At 61.1% G+C, this 20552-nt stretch carries 19 protein-coding genes; 12 read left to right on the plus strand and 7 right to left on the minus strand.

Annotated features, from left to right (window positions below; all coding sequences use genetic code 11):
- Positions 1 to 49: 49 nt before the first annotated feature.
- Positions 50 to 268, plus strand: a complete 219-nt coding sequence (locus tag V1283_RS26730) for a hypothetical protein (protein WP_334389553.1) — start codon at positions 50 to 52, stop codon at positions 266 to 268.
- Between the two features lie 198 nt (positions 269 to 466).
- Here the strand turns inward: V1283_RS26730 and V1283_RS26735 are convergent, their stop codons facing one another.
- A complete protein-coding gene (locus V1283_RS26735; protein ID WP_334389554.1) occupies positions 467 to 943 on the minus strand; it encodes a MarR family winged helix-turn-helix transcriptional regulator in 477 nt (158 codons plus the stop codon).
- A 275-nt stretch (positions 944 to 1218) separates the two neighbouring features.
- On the opposite strand from V1283_RS26735, the gene V1283_RS26740 reads away from it, so the two are divergent.
- The 5 genes from V1283_RS26740 to V1283_RS26760 all read left to right on the plus strand — a co-directional run bounded on the left by V1283_RS26740 (position 1219) and on the right by V1283_RS26760 (position 5871).
- Complete coding sequence (locus V1283_RS26740; protein ID WP_334389555.1) at positions 1219 to 1671, plus strand: (2Fe-2S)-binding protein; 453 nt, start codon at positions 1219 to 1221, stop codon at positions 1669 to 1671.
- Between the two features lie 13 nt (positions 1672 to 1684).
- Positions 1685 to 3880 carry a molybdopterin cofactor-binding domain-containing protein gene (locus V1283_RS26745; protein ID WP_442895784.1) on the plus strand — a complete coding sequence of 732 codons (2196 nt, stop codon included), beginning with the start codon at positions 1685 to 1687 and terminating at the stop codon, positions 3878 to 3880.
- Positions 3881 to 4017: 137 nt separating this feature from the next.
- Entirely contained in the window at positions 4018 to 4902 is an 885-nt protein-coding gene (locus tag V1283_RS26750; RefSeq protein WP_442895884.1) for an alpha/beta fold hydrolase, read from the plus strand.
- Positions 4899 to 5132: a hypothetical protein gene (locus V1283_RS26755; RefSeq protein ID WP_334389556.1), complete on the plus strand. Its 234-nt coding sequence runs from the start codon at positions 4899 to 4901 to the stop codon at positions 5130 to 5132. Before V1283_RS26750 ends, V1283_RS26755 begins: the two co-directional genes overlap by 4 nt.
- 4 nt (positions 5133 to 5136) lie before the next feature.
- Positions 5137 to 5871 (plus strand): response regulator, encoded by a 735-nt coding sequence (locus V1283_RS26760; RefSeq protein WP_334389557.1) that lies wholly within the window; start codon positions 5137 to 5139, stop codon positions 5869 to 5871.
- Between the two features lie 136 nt (positions 5872 to 6007).
- On the opposite strand, the gene V1283_RS26765 is transcribed toward V1283_RS26760, so the two are convergent.
- Positions 6008 to 7363, minus strand: a complete 1356-nt coding sequence (locus V1283_RS26765) for an ATP-binding protein (RefSeq protein ID WP_334389558.1) — start codon at positions 7361 to 7363, stop codon at positions 6008 to 6010.
- A gap of 19 nt (positions 7364 to 7382) precedes the next feature.
- Positions 7383 to 8570, minus strand: a complete 1188-nt coding sequence (locus V1283_RS26770) for a cache domain-containing protein (RefSeq protein ID WP_334389559.1) — start codon at positions 8568 to 8570, stop codon at positions 7383 to 7385.
- A gap of 644 nt (positions 8571 to 9214) precedes the next feature.
- Here V1283_RS26770 and V1283_RS26775 point away from each other — a divergent pair.
- A complete protein-coding gene (locus V1283_RS26775) occupies positions 9215 to 10456 on the plus strand; it encodes an MFS transporter (protein WP_334393181.1) in 1242 nt (413 codons plus the stop codon).
- A 44-nt stretch (positions 10457 to 10500) separates the two neighbouring features.
- Positions 10501 to 12138 carry a GMC family oxidoreductase gene (locus V1283_RS26780; protein ID WP_334389560.1) on the plus strand — a complete coding sequence of 546 codons (1638 nt, stop codon included), beginning with the start codon at positions 10501 to 10503 and terminating at the stop codon, positions 12136 to 12138.
- 298 nt (positions 12139 to 12436) lie between these two features.
- Here the strand turns inward: V1283_RS26780 and V1283_RS26785 are convergent, their stop codons facing one another.
- From V1283_RS26785 to V1283_RS26800, 4 genes are all read right to left on the minus strand, one after another.
- Positions 12437 to 12952 carry a winged helix-turn-helix transcriptional regulator gene (locus V1283_RS26785; protein WP_334393182.1) on the minus strand — a complete coding sequence of 172 codons (516 nt, stop codon included), beginning with the start codon at positions 12950 to 12952 and terminating at the stop codon, positions 12437 to 12439.
- A 165-nt stretch (positions 12953 to 13117) separates the two neighbouring features.
- Positions 13118 to 14383: a CaiB/BaiF CoA transferase family protein gene (locus V1283_RS26790; protein ID WP_334389561.1), complete on the minus strand. Its 1266-nt coding sequence runs from the start codon at positions 14381 to 14383 to the stop codon at positions 13118 to 13120.
- 2 nt (positions 14384 to 14385) lie between these two features.
- The gene (locus tag V1283_RS26795; RefSeq protein WP_334389562.1) at positions 14386 to 15183 is read right to left on the minus strand and encodes an enoyl-CoA hydratase/isomerase family protein; all 798 of its coding nucleotides are present in this window, start codon (positions 15181 to 15183) and stop codon (positions 14386 to 14388) included.
- Positions 15184 to 15407: 224 nt separating this feature from the next.
- Positions 15408 to 15875, minus strand: coding sequence for a winged helix-turn-helix transcriptional regulator (locus tag V1283_RS26800; RefSeq protein ID WP_334389563.1), 468 nt, complete (start codon positions 15873 to 15875; stop codon positions 15408 to 15410).
- A gap of 148 nt (positions 15876 to 16023) precedes the next feature.
- Here V1283_RS26800 and V1283_RS26805 point away from each other — a divergent pair, with 148 nt between their 5' ends.
- The 4 genes from V1283_RS26805 (at position 16024) to V1283_RS26820 (ending at position 20540) form a co-directional block, all read left to right on the plus strand.
- Positions 16024 to 16749: a hypothetical protein gene (locus tag V1283_RS26805; protein WP_334389564.1), complete on the plus strand. Its 726-nt coding sequence runs from the start codon at positions 16024 to 16026 to the stop codon at positions 16747 to 16749.
- 77 nt (positions 16750 to 16826) lie between these two features.
- On the plus strand, positions 16827 to 17324 hold the full coding sequence (locus tag V1283_RS26810; RefSeq protein ID WP_334389565.1) for a (2Fe-2S)-binding protein: 498 nt from the start codon (positions 16827 to 16829) through the stop codon (positions 17322 to 17324).
- Positions 17317 to 19689 (plus strand): xanthine dehydrogenase family protein molybdopterin-binding subunit, encoded by a 2373-nt coding sequence (locus V1283_RS26815; RefSeq protein ID WP_334389566.1) that lies wholly within the window; start codon positions 17317 to 17319, stop codon positions 19687 to 19689. Before V1283_RS26810 ends, V1283_RS26815 begins: the two co-directional genes overlap by 8 nt.
- Entirely contained in the window at positions 19686 to 20540 is an 855-nt protein-coding gene (locus tag V1283_RS26820) for an FAD binding domain-containing protein (RefSeq protein WP_334389567.1), read from the plus strand. The genes V1283_RS26815 and V1283_RS26820 overlap by 4 nt, the downstream gene beginning before the upstream one ends.
- Positions 20541 to 20552 lie beyond the last annotated feature (12 nt).

Genomic DNA, 20552 nt, shown 5'->3' on the forward strand with positions numbered 1-20552 from the left:
CATAGACGTGTCAACGCCGCCGCCTAAATGGAAGCTGTGGAGGCTAACCATGCTACATTCGAAACCAGTCTATGATCCACCGACCCTTGCAGTTTTGCGGCGTGTACTGGACGAGGTGCTGACTGATCATCTATTTTTGAAGTCGACCTCAACGTCCGCACTTGAAATTGCCGAATTCATACTTGGACAAGCTGCGACCGGCGAACGGGACCTTGAACGTTTGAAATCTTCGGCGTTGGACAAAATCGCTGCGCAGCTGTCGGATTAACCACCCGTATGCCTCGCTTGCTGGAAGATGGGGGCGGTAGCAGGGCCGGGCCATTTTGCAGGGGGCGCCTCACACCTTTGTCGAGTCCCTTGCCACCCCTCACCGCCGCAGTCGAGGTCAGGCATGCTACTCATGTTTCAAGACAATAGTCGTCGAACGACACGCGCGTTCGGCGTAAGCACTCTTTGGCACAGACGATTATCTTATGGGCCAAGCAATTCGGCGAGCACTTGGCGCCTCAAAGTCAGTCGCAACGGCAGCTTGCAACATTGCGCGCAAGTCCGCCGAGCGCTTCCGGCCGAACGTACCTTCGAATTGAGCCTGGGCTATGGACCATTTCTTGGCCGCTGCCTGTAGGCGCTTCTCTCCTGCCTTGGTCAAGTGAAGCTCCTTGGAGCGCCGATCGTTTGCAGATGATTCGATTCTGATCAGACCGTCTCGCTCCAACGGAAGAATGTTGCGTCCGAGCGTCGTGCGATCCATTACAATATCCTCTGCCAGCACATTGATTGTCGAAGGTCCCTTTTCCTGCAGATTCGCAAGGATCGTGAATTGCGTCGTGCGCAAGCCCGTCGACGCCAATACTTGATCATAAAATTGCGTTATATGCCTGGCCGCCGAACGAACGGCGAGGCAGTTGCACACATCAAAAGACTGTGCGGCATCGACCGGCATCGTAGTTCCTCAATCGATTGACAAATGTTTGCCGTATATAGGCGCATATACGCGGGTGTCAACTGAAGCCGTCTGACATCCGGTAACAGCCCTGAACTCCGCCTGCCGACAGCACGATCTTCTCCGCGTGAAGAGCAGACCGTCGCCATCGCCGACCGGTTCCGACTACTCGGGACCGGAGACTGCCGTTTTCTTGACAATGGTGCCGACGCGCCTATTTACGCGTATATACTCCTTTCTTACCAACTACCCTTCTAATCAGCCTCGAGGTGATCATGGCCTACACTATCAAAGTCAACGGAACCTCGCACAGCGTGGATGTCGATGGCGACACGCCGCTGCTCTGGGTACTACGCGATGTACTCGGCATGACCGGCACGAAGTTCGGATGCGGCAAGGCGCTCTGCGGCGCCTGCACCGTCCATCTGGATGGCGCCGCGATCCGCTCCTGTATCACCACGATCGAAAGTCTCGGCACCTCGGAGATCACGACCATTGAAGCCGTCGGCGCGACGACTGCCGGCGCCAAGATCCAAAAGGCATGGCTCGCTAACGAGGTCGTCCAATGTGGCTATTGCCAGTCCGGCCAGATCATGTCCGCGTCGGCGCTCATCGCTGGTAATCCGCACCCCTCGGATTCCGACATCAACGATGCGATGTCGGGCAACGTCTGCCGCTGCGGCACGTATCAGCGCATCCGCGCCGCGATCCGTAGCGCAGCGATCTAACGGAGGATCAATCATGCTTGACCATTTACTGACACAACCGCTCGATCGCCGCAGCTTCCTGAAAGCCGGGGCCGCTCTCGGAGGCGGCCTTACCGTCAACGTTGTCGTGCCGCACGGGCTCCGCCCCGCCTGGGCTGCGGCCGAGACGTCGCACGGCTTCGCCCCTAACGCATTCGTGCGCATCGACCGCCAAGGCGCGGTAACGCTGGTGATGCCAATGGTCGAGATGGGCCAGGGCACCTATACTTCGCTCGCCATGCTGCTGGCTGAGGAGCTGGAGGTCGGTCTCGATCAGGTCCGCCTTGAGCACGCTCCGCCCGACGATGCGCTGTATGCGAATTCGCTTCTCCACGTTCAGACGACCGGCCTTTCGGCATCGATCCGGGCCTTTTGGATTCCATTGCGCCATGCCGGCGCGGTTGGTCGCACACTGTTGATTGCGGCTGCAGCCAAGCGATGGGGCGTCGACCCCGCCAATTGCCGCGCGAGACATGGCATGGTCTCCGCCGGCTCTCGTCGCCTGGGCTACGGTGAATTGGTCGACGCCGCTGCCGCCCTGCCGGTGCTGTCACCCGGCAGTGTACAGCTGAAGAAGCCGAAGGACTTTACCCTGATCGGCACTCCGGCCAAGCGGTTAGACACACCGGACAAGGTCAATGGGCGCGCGGAATTCGGCATCGACAGCAAGGTGCCCGGAATGAAGATCGCGGCGATCGCCATCTCGCCCGTCTTCGGCGGCAAGCCGAAATCGGTGGACGAGGCAGCAATGCGCGCCATCAGAGGCGTGCGTCGGGTTGTCCGGATCGACAATGCCGTTGCCGTGGTCGCCGATCACATGGGCGCGGCCAAGAAAGGGCTGGAGGCGGCCGCCATCCAATGGGACGACGGCCCACATGCGGCGGTCAACAGTGCCGATATCATCCGCCAGCTAGAGGAGGCGTCGAAGAAACCCGGCGCAATGGCGCGCAATGACGGCGACGCTCAAAATGCGCTCGCCGGGGCGGCGCAGCGGATCGACGCCGTCTATCAGGTGCCGTTCCTGGCTCATGCCGCGATGGAGCCGATGAACTGCACCGTTCACGTCCAAAAGGATCGCTGCGACCTGTGGGTCGGCACGCAGGCGCCGACCCTGACCCAGGCCGCAGTCGCAGAGATAACCGGCCTGCCGAAGGATGCGGTCGAGATCCACAACCACCTGCTCGGCGGCGGCTTCGGCCGACGGCTGGACGTGGACGGCAGCGTTCGCGCCGTTAAGATCGCGCAACAGGTGGATGGGCCGGTGAAGGTCGTCTGGAGTCGTGAGGAGGACATCCAGCACGACATGTACCGACCTTATTACTACGACCGGATATCGGCCGGGCTCGACGCGGACGGCAAGCCGGTGGCGTGGACCCACCGTATCTCTGGCTCCTCCGTCATGGCCCGCTATACTCCTCCTCTCTTCCGAAATGGTCTCGATCCCGATGCGGTGGAGGGAGCGGCGGAACCGCCCTACGCCTTGCCGAATATCCATGTCGACTATGTCCGGGTCGAGCCGCCGGGCATTCCGACCGCCTTTTGGCGCGGTGTCGGCACCACTCATAACGTCTTCGTCGTCGAAAGCTTCATCGACGAGTTGGCGGCGGCGGCGAAGCAGGATCCGGTCGCTTATCGTAAGGCGCTGCTGGGGCACAATCCGCGTGCGCTGGCCGTTCTGACGTTGGCGACGGAAAAGGCGGGCTGGGGACAGCCTTTACCGGCGCGGCGCGGTCGCGGCGTCTCGGTTCAGTTCGCATTCGGCACCTACCTCTCGCAAGTGGCGGAGGTTGAAGTCGCGGTCGACGGCTCAGTCAGGGTTCATCGCATCGTCTGCGCTGTCGATTGCGGCCTCGTGGTCAATCCGGACACGATCGCGGCCCAGATGCAAGGCGGGTCGATCTTCGGCCTGACCGCCGCCCTGCACGGTGCAATCACCCTGAAGAATGGACGCGTGGAACAAGGCAATTTCGACACCTATCGGCCAATGCGGATCGATGAGGTGCCGGAGATCGAGATGCATCTGGTCAAGAGCACCGAGGCCCCCGGCGGAATCGGTGAGACTGCGACCGCCGCTGTCGCCCAAGCGGTGACGAACGCGATCTTCGCCGCTACGGGCAAACGCATCCGCACTCTGCCAATCAACACCGACCTGTTGAGATCCGCGGGTTCAGCGCCGAAAAAGCCGTCATAATAGCATGTCACAAAGGCAACCACTGTCGTCCTGCAAACGTCTGCACGGGTTCGCCAGCCTGTCCCGCCTCGGCCTCTCACGGTGACAAATCGGCCTTCTACGGGGACAAAAATGTGAGCTCACCATTGAAGAAGATGATGACACGATTCAGCCTGCTGGTTTTCCTGCTCGTGGCTGCGACGCCGCTCCGACCCGCTGCCGCGGACGAACTGTGGCAGACGCTGCCGCCAACACCGGCTGCGGTCTCTGGCGGTAGCGCCGGCTTCGCGGACGTGAACGGTATCAGACTCTTCTATGCCGAGATCGGCGTTGGTCCTCCCGTCGTGTTGCTGCACGGGGGACTTGCCAACTCCGACTATTTCGGCAACCAGGCTCGCGCCCTCGCGCAGGCCTACCGTGTGATCCTGGTGGACAGCCGTGGTCACGGGCGCAGCACGCGGGACCAGAGGCCGTTTGGCTACGACCTGATGGCTGACGACGTCGTCGCGCTACTCGACACACTGAAAATCGACAAAGCGGCCATCCTCGGCTGGAGCGACGGGGCCATCATCGGCCTCGATCTGGCCATGCGTCATCCCGAGCGGGTGAGCCGCGTGTTCGCATTCGGCGGCAATACCTCGGTCTCCGGGCTCAAGGACGACTTTGAGAAGAATCCTACCTTCGCCGCGTTTGTAGCGCGCGCCAATCGGGAATATGCGCAGCTCTCGGCAACGCCTGAGCAATACACCACATTCCGCGATCAGATCGGCAGGATGTGGGAACACGAGCCGAACTGGACCGACACGCAGCTCCGGGAGATTCGAACACCGGTATGGGTGGTGGACGGCGAACACGACGAAGGAATCAAGCGGGAGCACACCGAGCATATCGCCGCAACGATTCCAGGCGCGCGTCTCTTGATTCTCGCCAATGTCAGCCATTTCGCATTTCTGCAGGATCCTATCACATTCAACAACGCGCTCTTGAGCTTCCTCGGCGAGCAGCAGCCGTCGGCCTCAACACTGCAGGGAGCGCATCCTTGAGCGGGACCGACATGTTCCACCCGACGACCGAGTTCGGGCCGACCGCCGCGCCGCACAGCGCGGGCGCGCTGAACGACAAGCAAGCGGAGCAGCGCAATTTCAAAGCCTATCGGCTGAAGATTGACGAGGGTGCCGACGATGCGACGCGGCCTCACCGTGGCCGCGGCGACTGCCCTGATTCACTCGAGACAGCAGTGAGGACTGCCACGGATCGGCGTCCAGGGCGTTGAGAATATGAACGACGGAGGCAGTCAGCTGGTTTGCATCCTCGTAGTCGAAGACGATCCCGACATCAGGCGTATGGTCGTCAACTATTTCGATGGACACAACATACGCTGTCTTTCGGCGTCCGGACGGCACGAGATGGTCCGTCATTTCGCCCAGAGAGAACCTAGCCTGGTGATCCTCGATCTGAAGCTCGGCCGGGAGAACGGGCTCGACCTCTTGCGCGAGATCAGGTCGCGCTCCAGCGTCCCTGTCATCATCACCACCGGCCATCATCGCGACGAGGCCGACCAGGTCCTCGGGCTTGAGCTTGGCGCCGATGATTACGTTATCAAGCCGTTCAGCCTCCGGGAACTGTTGGCGCGAGTACGGGCAGTGTTGCGGAGGCGGGACTCGGCGCGCCTCGAACCTCAGCGAAATGCGGCGCCAGCCCGCTGGCGCTTCGGCGGCTGGCAGCTCGATGGTCGAACTCGGCGCCTTACCGATCCGAACGGCGCTCCAGTCCCGCTGACGAAGGGCGAATACGCCCTTCTGGTCGCCTTCCTCAATGCTCCACAGCGACCTCTCAGCCGCGAGACCCTGCTGCAAGCGACTCGCATGAACGAGGATATATTTGATCGCAGCATTGACGTCCAGGTGCTGCGGCTTCGTCGCAAACTGGAAATCGATCCACGCGCGCCGGGCGTCATTCAGACCGAGCGTGGCGTCGGCTACTTGTTTGCCCTTCCGGTCGAGCGGTTCTGACCGGCGCCTCCTCACGGAGGCGACGCGCAGGGCAACACACCGCGTCGCCAGCACCCATCAAATAAGTAGCACCGGTCACGCTAGCGCCGAGCAGCTTAGTCGCGTCAAACCAAGACGACCCCAGCCAGGAGTGACGTCACGCCTCGCGCATTACCAACCCCAGACATCGCGCTAGGTCTGCTCGTCGGAAAGGCTTGCTGATGATTGGAAACTCGTCCACCGCCCCGTGTTGCGCCAACACATCTCCCGCATTGCCCGAGGTGAGCAGGACCTTGATGCCGTTGCCCAGCCGCTTCGCTTCGCGCGCAAGTTCAACGCCGCTCATTCCCTGCGGCATCGAGACGTCGCTGAACAGGAGATCAAATCCCTTGCCACTCTTGAGCATCTGGATTGCGTCGGTACCATTGCGGGCACAGAGAATTTGATAGCCAAGCTCAGTCAGCATCGCCGACGTGACTTTCAGGACATCGTCGTCATCCTCGACCACGAGGATCAGCCCCGAGCCTGCTGGTAGGGCCTGCATTTGGACGACTTCCGCCTCCGCATCGGGCGTTTGGGTGGATTTGGGCAGGTACAGACTGACCGTGGTCCCCACTCCGACCGCGCTCTCGATGGCGACATGGCCGGCAGATTGTCGGACGAATCCATAGACCATGCTCAGACCGAGTCCGGTCCCCCTGCCGACCTCCTTTGTGGTGAAGAAGGGCTCAAAGACCCGATCCAGAGTTTCGGGGGCCATCCCGCAGCCGGTGTCTTTGACGGAGAGCCTGACGTATGATCCGCACGCAACGCCGGCGATGGCGTCTTCGCCCAGGGTCACGTTTCGCACCTCGATCTTGAGCGTACCGCCGTCCGGCATGGCGTCGCCCCCATTCAGGGTTAGGTTGAGGAGTGCGGCCTCCAGCTGTGCCGAGTCGACATGGCACGGCCACAATCGATCATCGGCAACCAGTTTGACCTCGCACCCTTCTCCGACCGCTCGGCGGATGAGCCCCTGGAAGTCCCGAACGAGCTGGTCTGCATAGACCGCTTTTGGGTTCAGTCTCTGTCGGCGAGAAAAGGCGAGAAGCTGTGCCGTCAACTTTGCACCCCGGTCGGCAGCCTGTCGTGCGGCTGCCGCGAGCTGCCGGACGCTGTCGCTATCCGCTGCACGGTCCTCGATGAGCTCGAGGTTTCCGGAGATCACCATGAGCAAATTGTTGAAGTCGTGGGCCACGCCACTGGTGAGTTGGCCGACGGCCTCCATCTTCTGGCTCTGATGAAGTTGCTCCTCGATCAGGCGGCGCGTTTCCACCGCGTGCTTGTGCTCGGTGATATCTCGGAAAAAGACCGCGAGGCCTTGGCCGGATGGGAACGCATTGATCGCGTACCAGATAACCCGGCGCGGGCAGAACTTTTCGAAGGAGGCCAAGCGCTGTTCCGACATGGCCTCGCGAAATTGGATCGAGATGTCCGTGTCGATAGCGTCTAGAAAGGCCTCCCAGAGGTTCATACCGATGAGGTCGCGTTCTTCAGAAAGCTGCGCCTTGGCCCCGCTCGTTGAGATAATTGATGCGCCAGTCTGGATCGACGATGAGGACGCAGTCGGTCGTACTCTCAAAGATCGTCGTGATCCGAGCCGCCGCTTCCTCGGCCTTCTCCTTGGCGTGGTACAGCTCGCGCTCGCGGTCCGCGAGCGCGTCGGCCATGGTGTTGAATGCGTCGGCGACCCGGGCGATTTCAGACTGTTTATCCAGGATGTTCACACGGCGCGCATAGTCTCCAAGCCGCCATTGGTTGGCGGCGTCGACCAATTGGCCGAGCGGCTGGTGGATGAACCGGCGGGCGCCCAACCGTGTCAGCATCAGCACCAGCGACGTGCTCAGGACGATGAGAAGGATGCCGCGGCGCGTACGACATTGGATCCCCCTGAATGCTTGCGTCTTGTCGAGGCCAAAGCTGACAAGAAGCCCTCCGGACTCAGCCTGCAGGGCTGAGTAACCGACGATCCGCTCCACGCCATCGAGGTCGAGCGCGGCAGTCGTGCCCGGATGGTCCACGCGCAAATGTTTGACAGCCGGCATCTTCCGGCCGACGAACTGGCCGTTATCAGGGTAGTGTGCAAGGTATGTGCCGTCGCGGTCTGTAATGGCGAGCGCGCCGCCCTGCGGAACACCCATCCGAGCGATGTAGTCGGCGAGCCAACCTAAGCTGAGAGGCGCTATGATGACGCCGCCCATGCGGGCATCGTCACCGTAAAACGGCAAGGCAAATTGAATAACCTTGCGGCCGGTCAATCGGCCGATCGAGAACTCTCCGACTGTGAATTCGCCGGTTCTCACGGCGTTGGCGAAGTAGGCCCGCCCGGCGACGCTCGTTGTCTTGCCGTTGGTGGCGCAAAAGGATTGGCCATTCATGTCAACGACGACAAAGGTGAGGAACGCCGGATAGCGCTGATTGATCGTGGAAAGATATGCGCTGCATGCTTGGGTGTCCCTCGCTTTGATCGCCGGGAGTTCCGAAAGCGCAATCAGGACCTGACGAATTCCCTGGACGATCTGTTGCTGCTCTGCGGCGGCGAGCTTGGCGAGGCCAAGCGCTTGGTCCTGCACTTCCATTTGGCGCGAGCGGCGCAGGTCGAATTCATTGTACGATTGAATCGCGATCGCTGGCAGAAGCGCAACCGCCACGAGCACGAATAGGCGTGATAATAGGGCCACTTCTCATCTTACCAAAGATTAGAAATCTGGAGGCGGCCAGCTCTTGGGCCTCTGCGTTTCAAGGTAGTAAATGACGCCATGCGTGCGGAGCAGTTCGCCGGTGCACCCTCGGTGAGCGCGCCTTTCGAATTCACGCGATGCACGCTCCGCTGCAGCCCTCGAAGGAGGTCGGGCGCTGTTCCGCAATAGCCTCACGATATTGGGTACAATTTTTCGTTTCGATCGCGGATTGATGAGCTGGCCATGATCGATGACGAGGACGCTGTCGGTGATGCTCTCGAAGATTGTCGCGTTCCAAGCCGCTATGCGACTGGCGAGCCGACGTCGCGCCAGACAGATCTGTGCCATCTCCCACCTTTTTCTTTCCATGAGAAGAGGAGGTGCACTGGCTTTGTTACGGCGCGATTTCAGCGCCGGGAATCTCGTTACGACCGTAACGCGTTTCTCTAGATCCATGCCGAAGCCATCGTCATTCGTCCCTTGAACATACCTGTGTTTGCTTCCACGTACGTGCACATACGCCTAAGTCAAGGCGGCCACCGGAACGACAGCCAGAGCGAGGCGTCATGGAGCCAAGGCGAACCAGTATTGCGTCGGTCATCGACCACTTGCCGCTCGGCGCCTATCGGACCGGCATCGTCGTCATGTGTTTCCTGATAGTCCTCATGGACGGCTTCGACACGCAGGCCATCGGCTTCGTCGCCACAGACATGGCGTCTTCGCTGGACATTCCGATCACGGCCTTCGGACCAGTGTTTTCTGCCGGACTGCTCGGGGCCATGCTGGGAGCATTTGTCCTGGGGCCGCTCGGCGATCGCTTCGGACGCAGGTGGATGCTGGTCGGCTCAGCGATCACGTTCGCAATGTTCTCATTGCTGACACCGCACGCTGCCAACTTCTCCTCGTTGTCGTATCTTCGCTTTCTTGCGGGATTCGGGCTTGGTGGCGCAATTCCCAACCTGTTGGCGTTGTCTTCGGAATACACGCCGCGTCGCATTCGCGGTCTGCTGATCGGATTGCTCTGGGCCGGCTTCCCGCTCGGCGGAGCAATAGGCGCGGTGACCGGTGCATATCTGGTTCCGCGGTTAGGCTGGCCCGCGCTTTTTTACGTCGGCGGGTCGATCCCGTTGCTGCTTGCAGTCCTTGCCGCCTGGGCTCTGCCGGAGTCACTGCATTTCCTGATCCGGCAACCGGACGGACAACGCAAAGTGGCGGCAATCGCTCGTCGAATCGCCCCGGGGTCTCAGGCGGGCCAGGTCTTCTATCCCGACACCGAGGGACAACTCGGCCGCCTTCCTTTTAGGCACTTGTTCTCCGACGGACGCGCCGCATCAACGCTGCTGCTGTGGATCGCGTGCTTCATGTGCTTCGTCTTGCTGATTGTCCTGGTGCTGTGGACGCCGGCGCTGCTGCGGCAAGCAGGTATCGGCGGATCGCAGGCAGTGCTGATCGTTGGCCTGAACAATCTCGGCAGCGTCGTGGGCACCGCGCTCGGCGGGCGACTGGTCGACCGCTTCGATCCGTACCTGATCCTGCCAGTTCTCTTCGTTGCGGGTGCCTTCAGCGTGGGGGCGTTCGGCTACGTCACGCATTCTGTAATGCTGCTCGAACTGTTAGGCGCGCTGTCGGGCTTTTTTCTGGGGGGCGGAACATCCGGACTGCTGAGTGTCGCGGTATTGATCTATCCCAGCGCGATACGTGCAACCGGTGTCGGCTGGGCGATGGCACTCGGCCGTATGGGCCAGGTGACGGGACCGCTCGTCATCGGCGCGCTGATGATCAGAGGCCTAACGATCAGCAGCATTTTTGTGTGTTGCGCGATACCCGCGTTGTGCGCGGCGAGCGCGGCCGCGCTCCTGCGATTGAGCAGATCTGCCGCGGAATAACCTTCGGACTCGGATCATCGGCAATTTATTTCGGCGGGACGGACATGTCACAGACGGCAAGTTACGACTTCATTATCGTTGGCGCGGGTTCGGCTGGCTGCGTCTTGGCTGCGCGGTTGAGCGAAAATCCAGACGTGTCAGTTCTGTTGCTTGAGGCCGGCGGCTGGGACCGCGACCCCTGGATCCACATTCCTCTGGGGTGGCCCCATATTCTGTTAAACCGCAAGCACGACTGGATGTATTTCGCCGAGCCCGAAGCCACCATGGACGGCCGCGGCGTAGAATGCGCCCGCGGCAAGGTGATCGGTGGCTCGTCGTCGATCAACGCCATGACCCACGTGCGGGGGAACCGGGGCGACTACGACCGCTGGGCGGCGTCGGGACTACCGGAATGGTCGTTCGAAAAGGTCCTGCCATACTTCAAGCGCCAGGAGACGTGGGAGCGCGGGGCCGATTCCTATCGCGGCGGGTGCGGTCCGTTGACGACGCAGTATTCGCGATACCAGGATCCATTGGTTGATGCCTGGTTCGCGGCTGGAGCCGCCGCGGGGTTTCCGACGACTGAAGATTACAATGGAGCGCAGCAGGAAGGCTTCGCAGTTGTGCAGAGCACGATGCGCAATGGCCGACGTTGCAGCGCCGCCGTCGCCTATCTGAGGCCGGCGTTGAAGCGGCGCAATCTGACGGTGCGCGTGGGTGCGCTCGCGACCCGTGTCCTGTTCGCGGGAAGCAAGGCCGTTGGAATAGAGTATCTGAGCCACGGGGCGCTGAATTCTGTCCGCGCAGAGAGGGAGGTTTTGCTCTGCGGCGGCGTGATCAATTCCCCGCAATTGCTGATGCTGTCCGGTATCGGCGAGCCAGGGCAACTTCGCGCGCATGACATCAAGGTGCAGCTGTCGCTTCCCGCGGTCGGCAAGAACTTGCAGGATCACATCTCCGCCGCCGTCAGCTACAGCCGCAGAGAGCCGGGAGCGTTCCACCGGCAGATGCGACTCGATCGGATCGTGCCTGAACTGGCGCGCGCCTATCTGTTCGGGCAAGGCCTGGCTAGCGATCTTCCTGGCGGGCTCACGGCTTTCCTGAAGACCCGGCCAGAGGCCCCGCTGCCGGATGTACAGCTTCTCTTCGTAGCGGCTCCGATGACGGCTCATCCGTATCTTTCACCATTCAGAAAGCCGTTTGCTGATGGCTTTGGCTGTCGTGCGGTGCTGCTGCGGCCGGAAAGCCGCGGCCAAGTCTTCCTCGCTAGTTCCGATCCGCGCGCCGCGTTGACGGTCCGGCAGAATTTTTTGGCCACCGAAAATGACTGGGCGGTACTTCGCGACGGCATTCGCCTGGTGCAGGACGTCGGGCGTCAACCATCGGTCGCTCCGTTCGTCGAAAGAGAGCTGGCACCCGGGCCGAACGCGTCACGCGAGGCGATCGACGCCCACATTCGCGCGACGGGAATCACCGTACATCATCCACTCGGGACCTGTCGCATGGGCAAGGAAACCGATTCAGCGTCGGTCGTCGATCCCGAACTTCGTGTGCTGGGAACCGAACGCCTGCGTGTTGTCGATGCTTCAGTGATGCCGGATCTTATCGGCGGCAACATCAATGCAGCCGTGGTCATGGTCGCCGAGAAAGCTGCTGACCTGATCATCAAAAAGGCGGCATCCCCGCATCTGCAGCCATCATAAGCTCGGCTATGTGTGGGCTTGAGCAGCATGTTCGTTGCCCGATCGAACCATTGTTGGCCGGTCATGGCCTTACAATGCTAACTCTCAGGGTGAACTGGCTGACGTTGCTGCCGGGCAGGAGTTCCAGCTATTCCGCCGCTTACGGCGGCACTGATCCACGATACTTTCGAATCGCTGATGCTTCATAACAACTCTCCCGCGAGTTTTGGTGGTCAGTAAAATTGGCTGCTCCAATCCCACCTGCCGAACGAGATCGCGCTCCTCGAAACACCGGGTTCTCTCGCGGCGTTCAGGCTGCTCACGTTGAATATCCTTGGATTTTCTTTACGGATTTGCGCAGAACTCGACTCGCACCCTTTGGTTTGACCTTTGCGTGCGGGAGTTGACCGCCGAATCGCTTTCGGTTGAAAGGCACGGCGCCAGATCCCGCAACAATTTCGACGTCTTCGAGCTGCAACGGCTTGCCGCGCGCTGAAAGCAAGGTGGGATATTCGATTTGCCGCCCGCTTGTGCGATCCTTGAAAACCAACTGCGGCCCCTTCGGCTCCGCAAGCCAGTCATCGCCCCACTTCTTAAGTGCCATGTAAGTCGGGAAAAAATCGCGCCCCTTCTTGGTCAATGCATATTCATAACGCCCGCCATGCTCCGGCAATGGCACACGCGTCATCATGCCGAGATCAACGAATTTCTTCAGCCGCGTGCTGAGAATGTTTGGCGCGACGCCAAGATAGTATTGAAACTCGTCGAACCGCCGGGTGCCGTAATAGGCTTCCCGAAGCAGCAGGATCGACCAGCGGTCACCGACCACCTCCATGGCGCGGGCGATGGAGCATTCCTTGTTGGTGGAACGGGAACGCTTCACGTTATGTCTCGCAGCCCATTTGGCTTCGGTGATTCCCGATCACTTATAGCAGGAAACCAATGCTTGCGGTCTACCGCCTTTTTGATTGTGGGATCGCGTCGCCAAGGGGCATCGCACTCAGGCGGCCTGGCCAGGAGCCTCCAGCGGTTTGACCGCAGCCTCGGGCTCAAGCGCACGGCGGTGCGCGACGAGCGCCCCCGTCTCGGAAAGCCTCTGCAGCTCCGCCTCGCTCACGCCCAGTTCGCCAAACACCTCTCTGTTGTGTTCGCCCTGGAAGGCCGGTGTGCCGATCGGCGTCAGTTCATCTCCGGAAAAGTGCCAGGGGCGGCCCGGCAATTTGTATTCGCCGCCGCTGCGATCCGGTACGAGCTGGATCGCCCCCCAGTAGTCGCTCCAATCCGACTTGGTCAACTCCTTGATCGAGCGGATTTCACCCATCGCGATCTTGGCCTCGTCAAACTGCGCGTCGAGCGTCGCCATGTCCGGGAATGTCAGCATCCAGGACTGGATGATCTGGTGCAACGCGCCGAAATTCAGCCGCCGCGCCGCGGCGCTCGAAAATCGCGGGTCGTCCATCAAATCGACGCGCCGCATCGCGCGCAGCCAGGACGGAAACGTCCGACTGCCGATAATGCTGGTGGCGACGGTGAAATGCTCACCCTGCGGACCCGTGAAGAAAGAGCAGTCGGTGGCGCCGAGCACGGCAGGCTCTGCGCCGATGTCCTCATCCGACAGATCGACATGCGCGCGTTCGTTGACCGCGAGCAAGGTCGCCGCCATCGCGACGTCGATATACTGGCCCTGCCCGGTTGTCTGGCGGCAGTGGAGCGCCGCGAGAATGGCGATGACCGCCTGCAATCCGGCATAGACGTCGGCATGCGACAGGCTGTCGGTGCGCGGCTCCTTCAAGGCCTCGCCATAGTGCCGAACGCTGTTCTCGGTAAAACCGGCTTCGGCCTGCACCGTCGGAGCATATGCCATCCGGCTGCGCCAGGGACCGCCCTGGCCGTAACCGGTGATCGACGCGTAGATCAATCGCGGATTCCGCTTCGACAAGGTTGCGTAGTCGAGACCGAAGAAGCCGAGCGTGCCTGCGCGAAAGTTCTCCACCACGACATCGGCGGTATCGCAGAGCTTCAACGCCAGATCATAGGCGCCGGGAATATTCAGATTGATGCTGACGTTGCGCTTGCCGGCGTTCTGCTGCGCATAATAGCCCGACATGCCGTCGGTGGATGGAAACGCAAAGCGCGACACGTCGGGACTTGGCGGTTCGACCTTGATGACCTCCGCGCCGAGATCCTGCAATGTCCGCGCACACAATGGACCTGCGAGCACGCGGGAAAAGTCGACGACGCGAATTCCGCTGAGAGGACCACTCATGATCAGCGTCCCGCGAATTTGGCGAGACCGGGTCCGTTCTTGCGGAACGAGGCAAGGCCGGTTTTCAGATCTTCTGATGCCCAGATCGGCGCCTGCACCCTTGCCATCGCCTCGTCGGCCGCGGCCACACCTTCGTTGACGGCGATGTGGGCGAGCTCCTTGGTCGCAGCGTGGGCCAGTGTCGGACCTTGCGCGAATTCCTCGGCGATCGCCATCGTCGCCTTCTCCAGCGATTCCTCCGGAACCGTGAGATTGATCAGGCCCCACTTCTCCAGCGTCGGCGCATCATAGCGACGCGCCAGCATCGACATCTCCTTGGCGCGCAATGCGCCGATGCGCTGCACCTGACGTTGGATACCGCCCAGCAATGGATGCAGTCCAAGCGTTGCCTCCACCGAACCGATCTTCGCCGACGACGCCGCGATGATGTAGTCGCAAGACAGCGCCAGTTCGAGGCCGCCGCCAAGGCAAACGCCATGGACACTCGCGATCAGCGGGATCGGCAGCAATTCCATGAAGCGGAGAAACTCGACGCCGTTCAAGCGGCGGTTTTCACCGCCTGAGTCGCCACTACCCTGCTCCACGCGCTTGTCGAAAATATCGAGATCGGCGCCGGCCGAAAAATGCCGAAGCCCGCTGCGAAGGACGATTGCCCGGCCGCCGGCTTTCTGAGCCTGTTCGATCTGTTCGACGATGGCATTGATGAGCTTCGGTCCAAGCAGATTGTAGGGCCGATAAACCATGCTCAATACGGAAATATTGCCGCGCTGCTCGCGCGTAATCAGTGCATCCTCGGACACAACGCACCTCCATTTTTCGCGCACCGCGATGCGCCCCGGTTTATTTATTCGGGCCAGCTTACAACATGACTTGCAGTTTGCAAGTCATGTTTGCGGATTACAGTGATTAGATGATCCTCGTCATTTCACATAGATGGCCGAGGCTTGCATCAGTCGCGTGGCGTGAGCCCGACCGGCCGCGCGACGCGACCTCTCTCAGACCCAAGGCCGGTTCGGCGGGGCCCCTATTTCTGAAAATATGTCAAACGCCACCGGACCAGTTCATCAGCTCCCGGACCTTCCTGCGGCAGCAAATCCTGCGCTCTGACGCGTTGCCCCGTCTCCTTGTCGACCATTGCAAGCTTCACGATGTGTCCGGTTTTTCGATCCACAAATTTGAGCGGTGGCCCGGCGTTTCCGGAAACCGCCCATTTGTCTCCTACCTGCGCGAGCGCCTGAATCACCAGAATGATGTCCCGGCCCTTCGCGGTCTGAACGTATTCGTACCGCTCGGGATTGAGCTGGTATCGCCGCCGCTCGACCAGTTCGTTCTCCTCAAGATGCTTCAACCGATCGGACAAAGTCGCATTGGTGACGCCGGTCGACCGGCGCAGGTCCTCGTACTTGCTCAACCCGAGCGACAGGTCGCGCAGAATCAATACCGCCCAACGGTCACCGATCGCTTCCAGGACGCCGGCTATCGAGCACGCCATCCCATCAAAACCTTTTGATCGCATAAATTGCTTGCCTCCCCATCACTCTTATCATTAGAGTGACTGTCTGTCCAGCGCTGTCTGCGCTGGCACGGAACGGCCCGGAACAAGGAATAACAGGGCCCGCAAAATTCGGCGGAAGGGCACAATGAGCATGAGCGAGCTTCGCGACCTTGTGATCGATGCGCATGGAGGCATCGAGCGTTGGAACAAAGTGAAGGCCATTGAAGGTGACATGTCCATCACCGGTGCAATGTGGGCACGAAAGGGGTGGCCCGACGCCCTCAAGGACGTTCACGTCACCGCCGCCACTGGGAAACAATGGATCAGCTACAGGCCCTTCATCAGCGAAGGCATGCGTAGTTCATGCACCCCCGACCATACCGTCATCGAAACGCTAGACGGAAAACCCATCAAGGATCGGACGAATCCCCGCGCCGCCTTTGACGGCCATACCGTCGAAACTCCGTGGGACGATTTGAATCTCGCCTATTTCAGCGGTTATGCAATGTGGAACTACCTGAATACGCCTTTCATCTTTGCGCTGCCAGGATTCAAGACGGAAGAAATCGAACGTTGGGACGAGCACAGCGAAAAGCGCCGGCGGCTTAAGGTCGTGTTTCCGGATCACATTGCCACGCACTGCGCCGAGCAGATTTTCCACATCAATGAGCAGGGCCTGATTTGCCGAGTGGACTACAGCGCCCCCATCGCGGGCGGTGCGCCGACGGCGCACTACATGTCCGACCACAAGGAATTTTCCGGAATCAAGGTCGCCACGAAACGACGGGCGCTTCGCAGAAAATCTGACGGGGGCACGATTCCGGAGCCGATCTTCGTGGCGATCGATATCGCCGACGTCCGCTTCTCGTAACCATACCGTCCGGACACGGGGCATTTCCCTGCCTTGTTTAGACACCCTCGTTTCGCAGGATCATATCGGAGGAATCAATGATCGATGCAGGTGAAAGGCATCACGCCGTCACTATCGAGGTCAACGGTATCAGTCGAAGCGCTTCGATCGAAGCGCGGAAACTGCTGGTTCATCTGCTGAGAGACGATTTTGGCCTCACCGGAACCCACATCGGCTGCGACACCTCGCAATGCGGCGCCTGCACTGTCGATATCGATGGACAGGCCGTCAAGTCCTGCACGGTGCTGGCGGTGATGGCTGATGGATCGTCGATCACAACGATCGAGGGCCTCGCGCCCGGCGGTGGCGCATTGCATCCGGTTCAGGCGGCTTTCCACGAGCACCACGCCCTGCAATGCGGTTTCTGCACGCCGGGGATGATCATGGCTGTCCGCCAATTGCTCAAGCAAAACCCTGACCCGACCGAGAGTGAAATCCGCCATCACCTCACCGGCAATATCTGCCGCTGCACCGGCTACACCAACATCGTCCGCGCAGTTCAATCCCTCGCCTCGGAGGCGCATCGCCATGACTGAAGCAACCGCGATCAAATATGTCGGCCAACCGTTGCGGCGGCGCGAAGACTTCAAGTTCGTCACCGGCAAAGGACGCTATACCGACGACATCAAGGCGCCGGGCACGTTGCATATGGCGTTGCTGCGATCGCCTCACGCGCACGCCATCATCAAGCACGTCGATCTCGCTGCCGCAATGGCGGCACCCGGCGTCCGTTTGGCTTTGTCCGGTGCCGACCTCGCAGGCAAGATCGGCTCGATCGTGCCCAACTGGATCATGCCGGGGACCAAGGTGCCGGACCGGCCTGTCGTCGCCATCGGCCGGGTTCGTTTCGTCGGCGAATGCGTCGCCCTGGTGGTGGCCGAAACCCAGGCCATGGCCCACGATGCCATCGGGCTGATCGATGTCGATTATGAAACGCTTGCCGCGGTTGTCGATGAAGAAGCCGCGATCCACGACGGCGCCCCGCAACTTCACGACAACGTGCCAAATAACATTACCACGATCTACAAGGTCGGTGGCGGCGACTACCCGAAGGCCATGCAACAGGCTGATCAGGTCATCCGTCTTCGCGTCGCCAATAATCGCCTGATCCCGACCTGCATGGAAACGCGCTCCATTTTGGCCGAACCGAATGTCGACGGGACCCTGACCGTTTACCTGCAGAGCCAGGTCCCGCACATGCATCGCCGATGGATTGCCGACACCGTCGGCATATCAGAACATCGGTTGAGGATCGTTGCGCCGGACATTGGCGGCGGTTTCGGCGCGAAGATGCATCTCTACCCGGAGGAATTGCTCTGCCCGTACTTGGCGCGCCGGCTCGACGTACCCGTCAAGTGGTGGGAATCGCGCTCCGAAAGCCATCAATCCACCAACCACGGCCGCGCCCATACGGAGACGATCGAGATCGCGATCCGTAACGACGGCAAGATACTCGGCCTGAAGGTTGAGACGCTGGGCAATGTCGGCGCTTATTTGTCGAACATGGCAACCGGCGGTCCGACGGTGAATACGATCAATTTTGGCACCGGCGCCTACAAGATCGAGAACTACGAGGCACGTTCCCGGGTGATCGTGACCAACACCGTTCCGGTCGACGCCTATCGCGGGTATGGCCGGCCCGAGGGCGGCTACATCGCCGAACGGGCGATCGACGCGGTTGCACGGCACCTCGACATCGATCAGGTCGAGATACGCAGGCGCAATTTCATTCAGCGCGCCGATTTTCCGTACAAGCCCTACAACGGGCCGGCGGTGACTTATGACAGCGGCAATTACGAAGGTTGCCTGGCAAAGGCGATGGACGCCTTCAACTACGCGGCGCGCGGCAGTGAACGCGATCAATTGCGCGCTCAGGGCCGCTATCGCGGCATCGGTGTCGCGGCCTATACCCATATGTGCGGCATGGCGCCGTCACGCCGCCTGGCGCTGATAGGCTTCAACCGCGGCGGCTGGGAAAGCGCACGCGTCAGCATCGACTCGAGCGGCCGGGCCACGATCTATTCGGGCTCGATGAGTCAGGGACAAGGTCACAACACCTCGCTGGCGCAGATCGCCGCCGACGTCCTGCAGGTACCGATCGAGCATATCGACGTGGTGCAGGGCGACACCCGACAGGTTCAGGCCGGTCACGGCACGTTCAACTCGCGGTCGATGGCGGTCGGCGGATCCAGCGTCCATGTCTCCTCCAGCCGCATCGTCGCCAAGGCAAGGAAGATTGCGGCGGGCATGCTCGAAGTCGACGAAAAGGATATTTCCTACCGGGCAGGCCAATTCAGCGTTCCCGGGACCGACATCGCCCCTTTGACTTTCGGCACCGTGGCCCGCATGGCCTATGTCGGCCACAAGCTTCCCGACGGAATGGAGCCGGGTCTCGACGAGACGATGTTTTACGATCCGAAGGGAATGGGCTCGCCTTCGGGAATCCACATGGCCTATGTCGATGTCGATCCCGAAACCGGGATCGTCGATATTCTCGATTATGTCGCCGTCGACGACGCCGGCACGATCATCAACCCGCTTCTTGCCGCCGGGCAGATCCACGGCGGGGTCGTGCAAGGTATCGCGCAGGCGCTCTACGAAGAGGTCAGCTATGATCCCGATATCGGGCAGTTGATGACCGGCTCGCTGCTCGACTATGCGGTGCCGCGCGCGGAACATGTCCCCAGCATACGGTCGCTGTTTCAGGAGACGCCCTCACCCACCAACCCGATCGGCGTCAAGGGTATCGGCGAAAGCGGTTCGATCGCCGCACCGCCCTGCATGGTGCACGCCGTGCTCGATGCGCTTTCGCCGTTCGGGATAAAACATCTCGACATGCCGATGACGCCACCGCGCATCTGGTCTGCGATCCACAACGCACGCGCCGGAGCGGCCCAATGATCCCGGCATCATTCGACTATGTTCGCGCAACCTCGCTCGCCCACGCGATCGGCCTGCTGCAAAACGATCCCGACGGCAGCAAGCTCGTTGCCGGCGGCCATACGCTGATCCCGACTTTGAAATTGCGGCTGGCGTCGCCCGCGCTGCTGATCGATATCGGAGGCGTCGGCGAATTGAAGGGAATCGAGGTCGCCGACCGCATCAGGATCGGCGCCCTGACAACGCATGCCGAACTGCTCGCCTCCGAACCCCTGCGAAAGGTGCTGCCGATCTTCAATCAAGCCGCCGACCTGATTGCCGACCCGCAGGTGCGCAATCGCGGCACGATCGGCGGCTCCCTGGCAAATGCCGACCCGGCGGCCGACTGGCCGGCGGTCGCGATCGCCGTGAACGCAGAACTGGAGCTCGCAGGCCCGGGCGGCCGCCGGCATGTCGCGGCAAAGGATTTCTTCGTCGATATCATGACCACCGCCCTCGAGCTGGACGAAGTACTCGTGGCAATCCACATCCCTCGTCCCGACCCCGGCTTGCAGTTCCGATACCGCAAGATCCGCCATCCCGCGAGCGGCTATGCCGTGGTCGGTGTCGCCGTCTCGTTGCGCCGGCGCGACGGCACGGTTTCGCAAGCCACGATCGGCATCACCGGCGCGACCGGCCATGCCTTCAGGGCGGACTCCGCAAGCGCGCATCTGACCGGCAAGCCGCTATCCAGCCAAAACATCGCTCGCGCCGCAGCGCTCGCCAGCGAACAGGCCGACTGCCTGTCGGATGGCTACGCGTCAGCGGATTATCGCAAGCATCTCGTCAAGACCGAGGTGGCCAGGGCGTTGACGTCGTTGAGTGATGCCTGAACGCCCCGTTTG

It is taken from the genome of Bradyrhizobium sp. AZCC 2262 (assembly GCF_036924535.1).
Classification (GTDB): Bacteria; Pseudomonadota; Alphaproteobacteria; order Rhizobiales; family Xanthobacteraceae; genus Bradyrhizobium.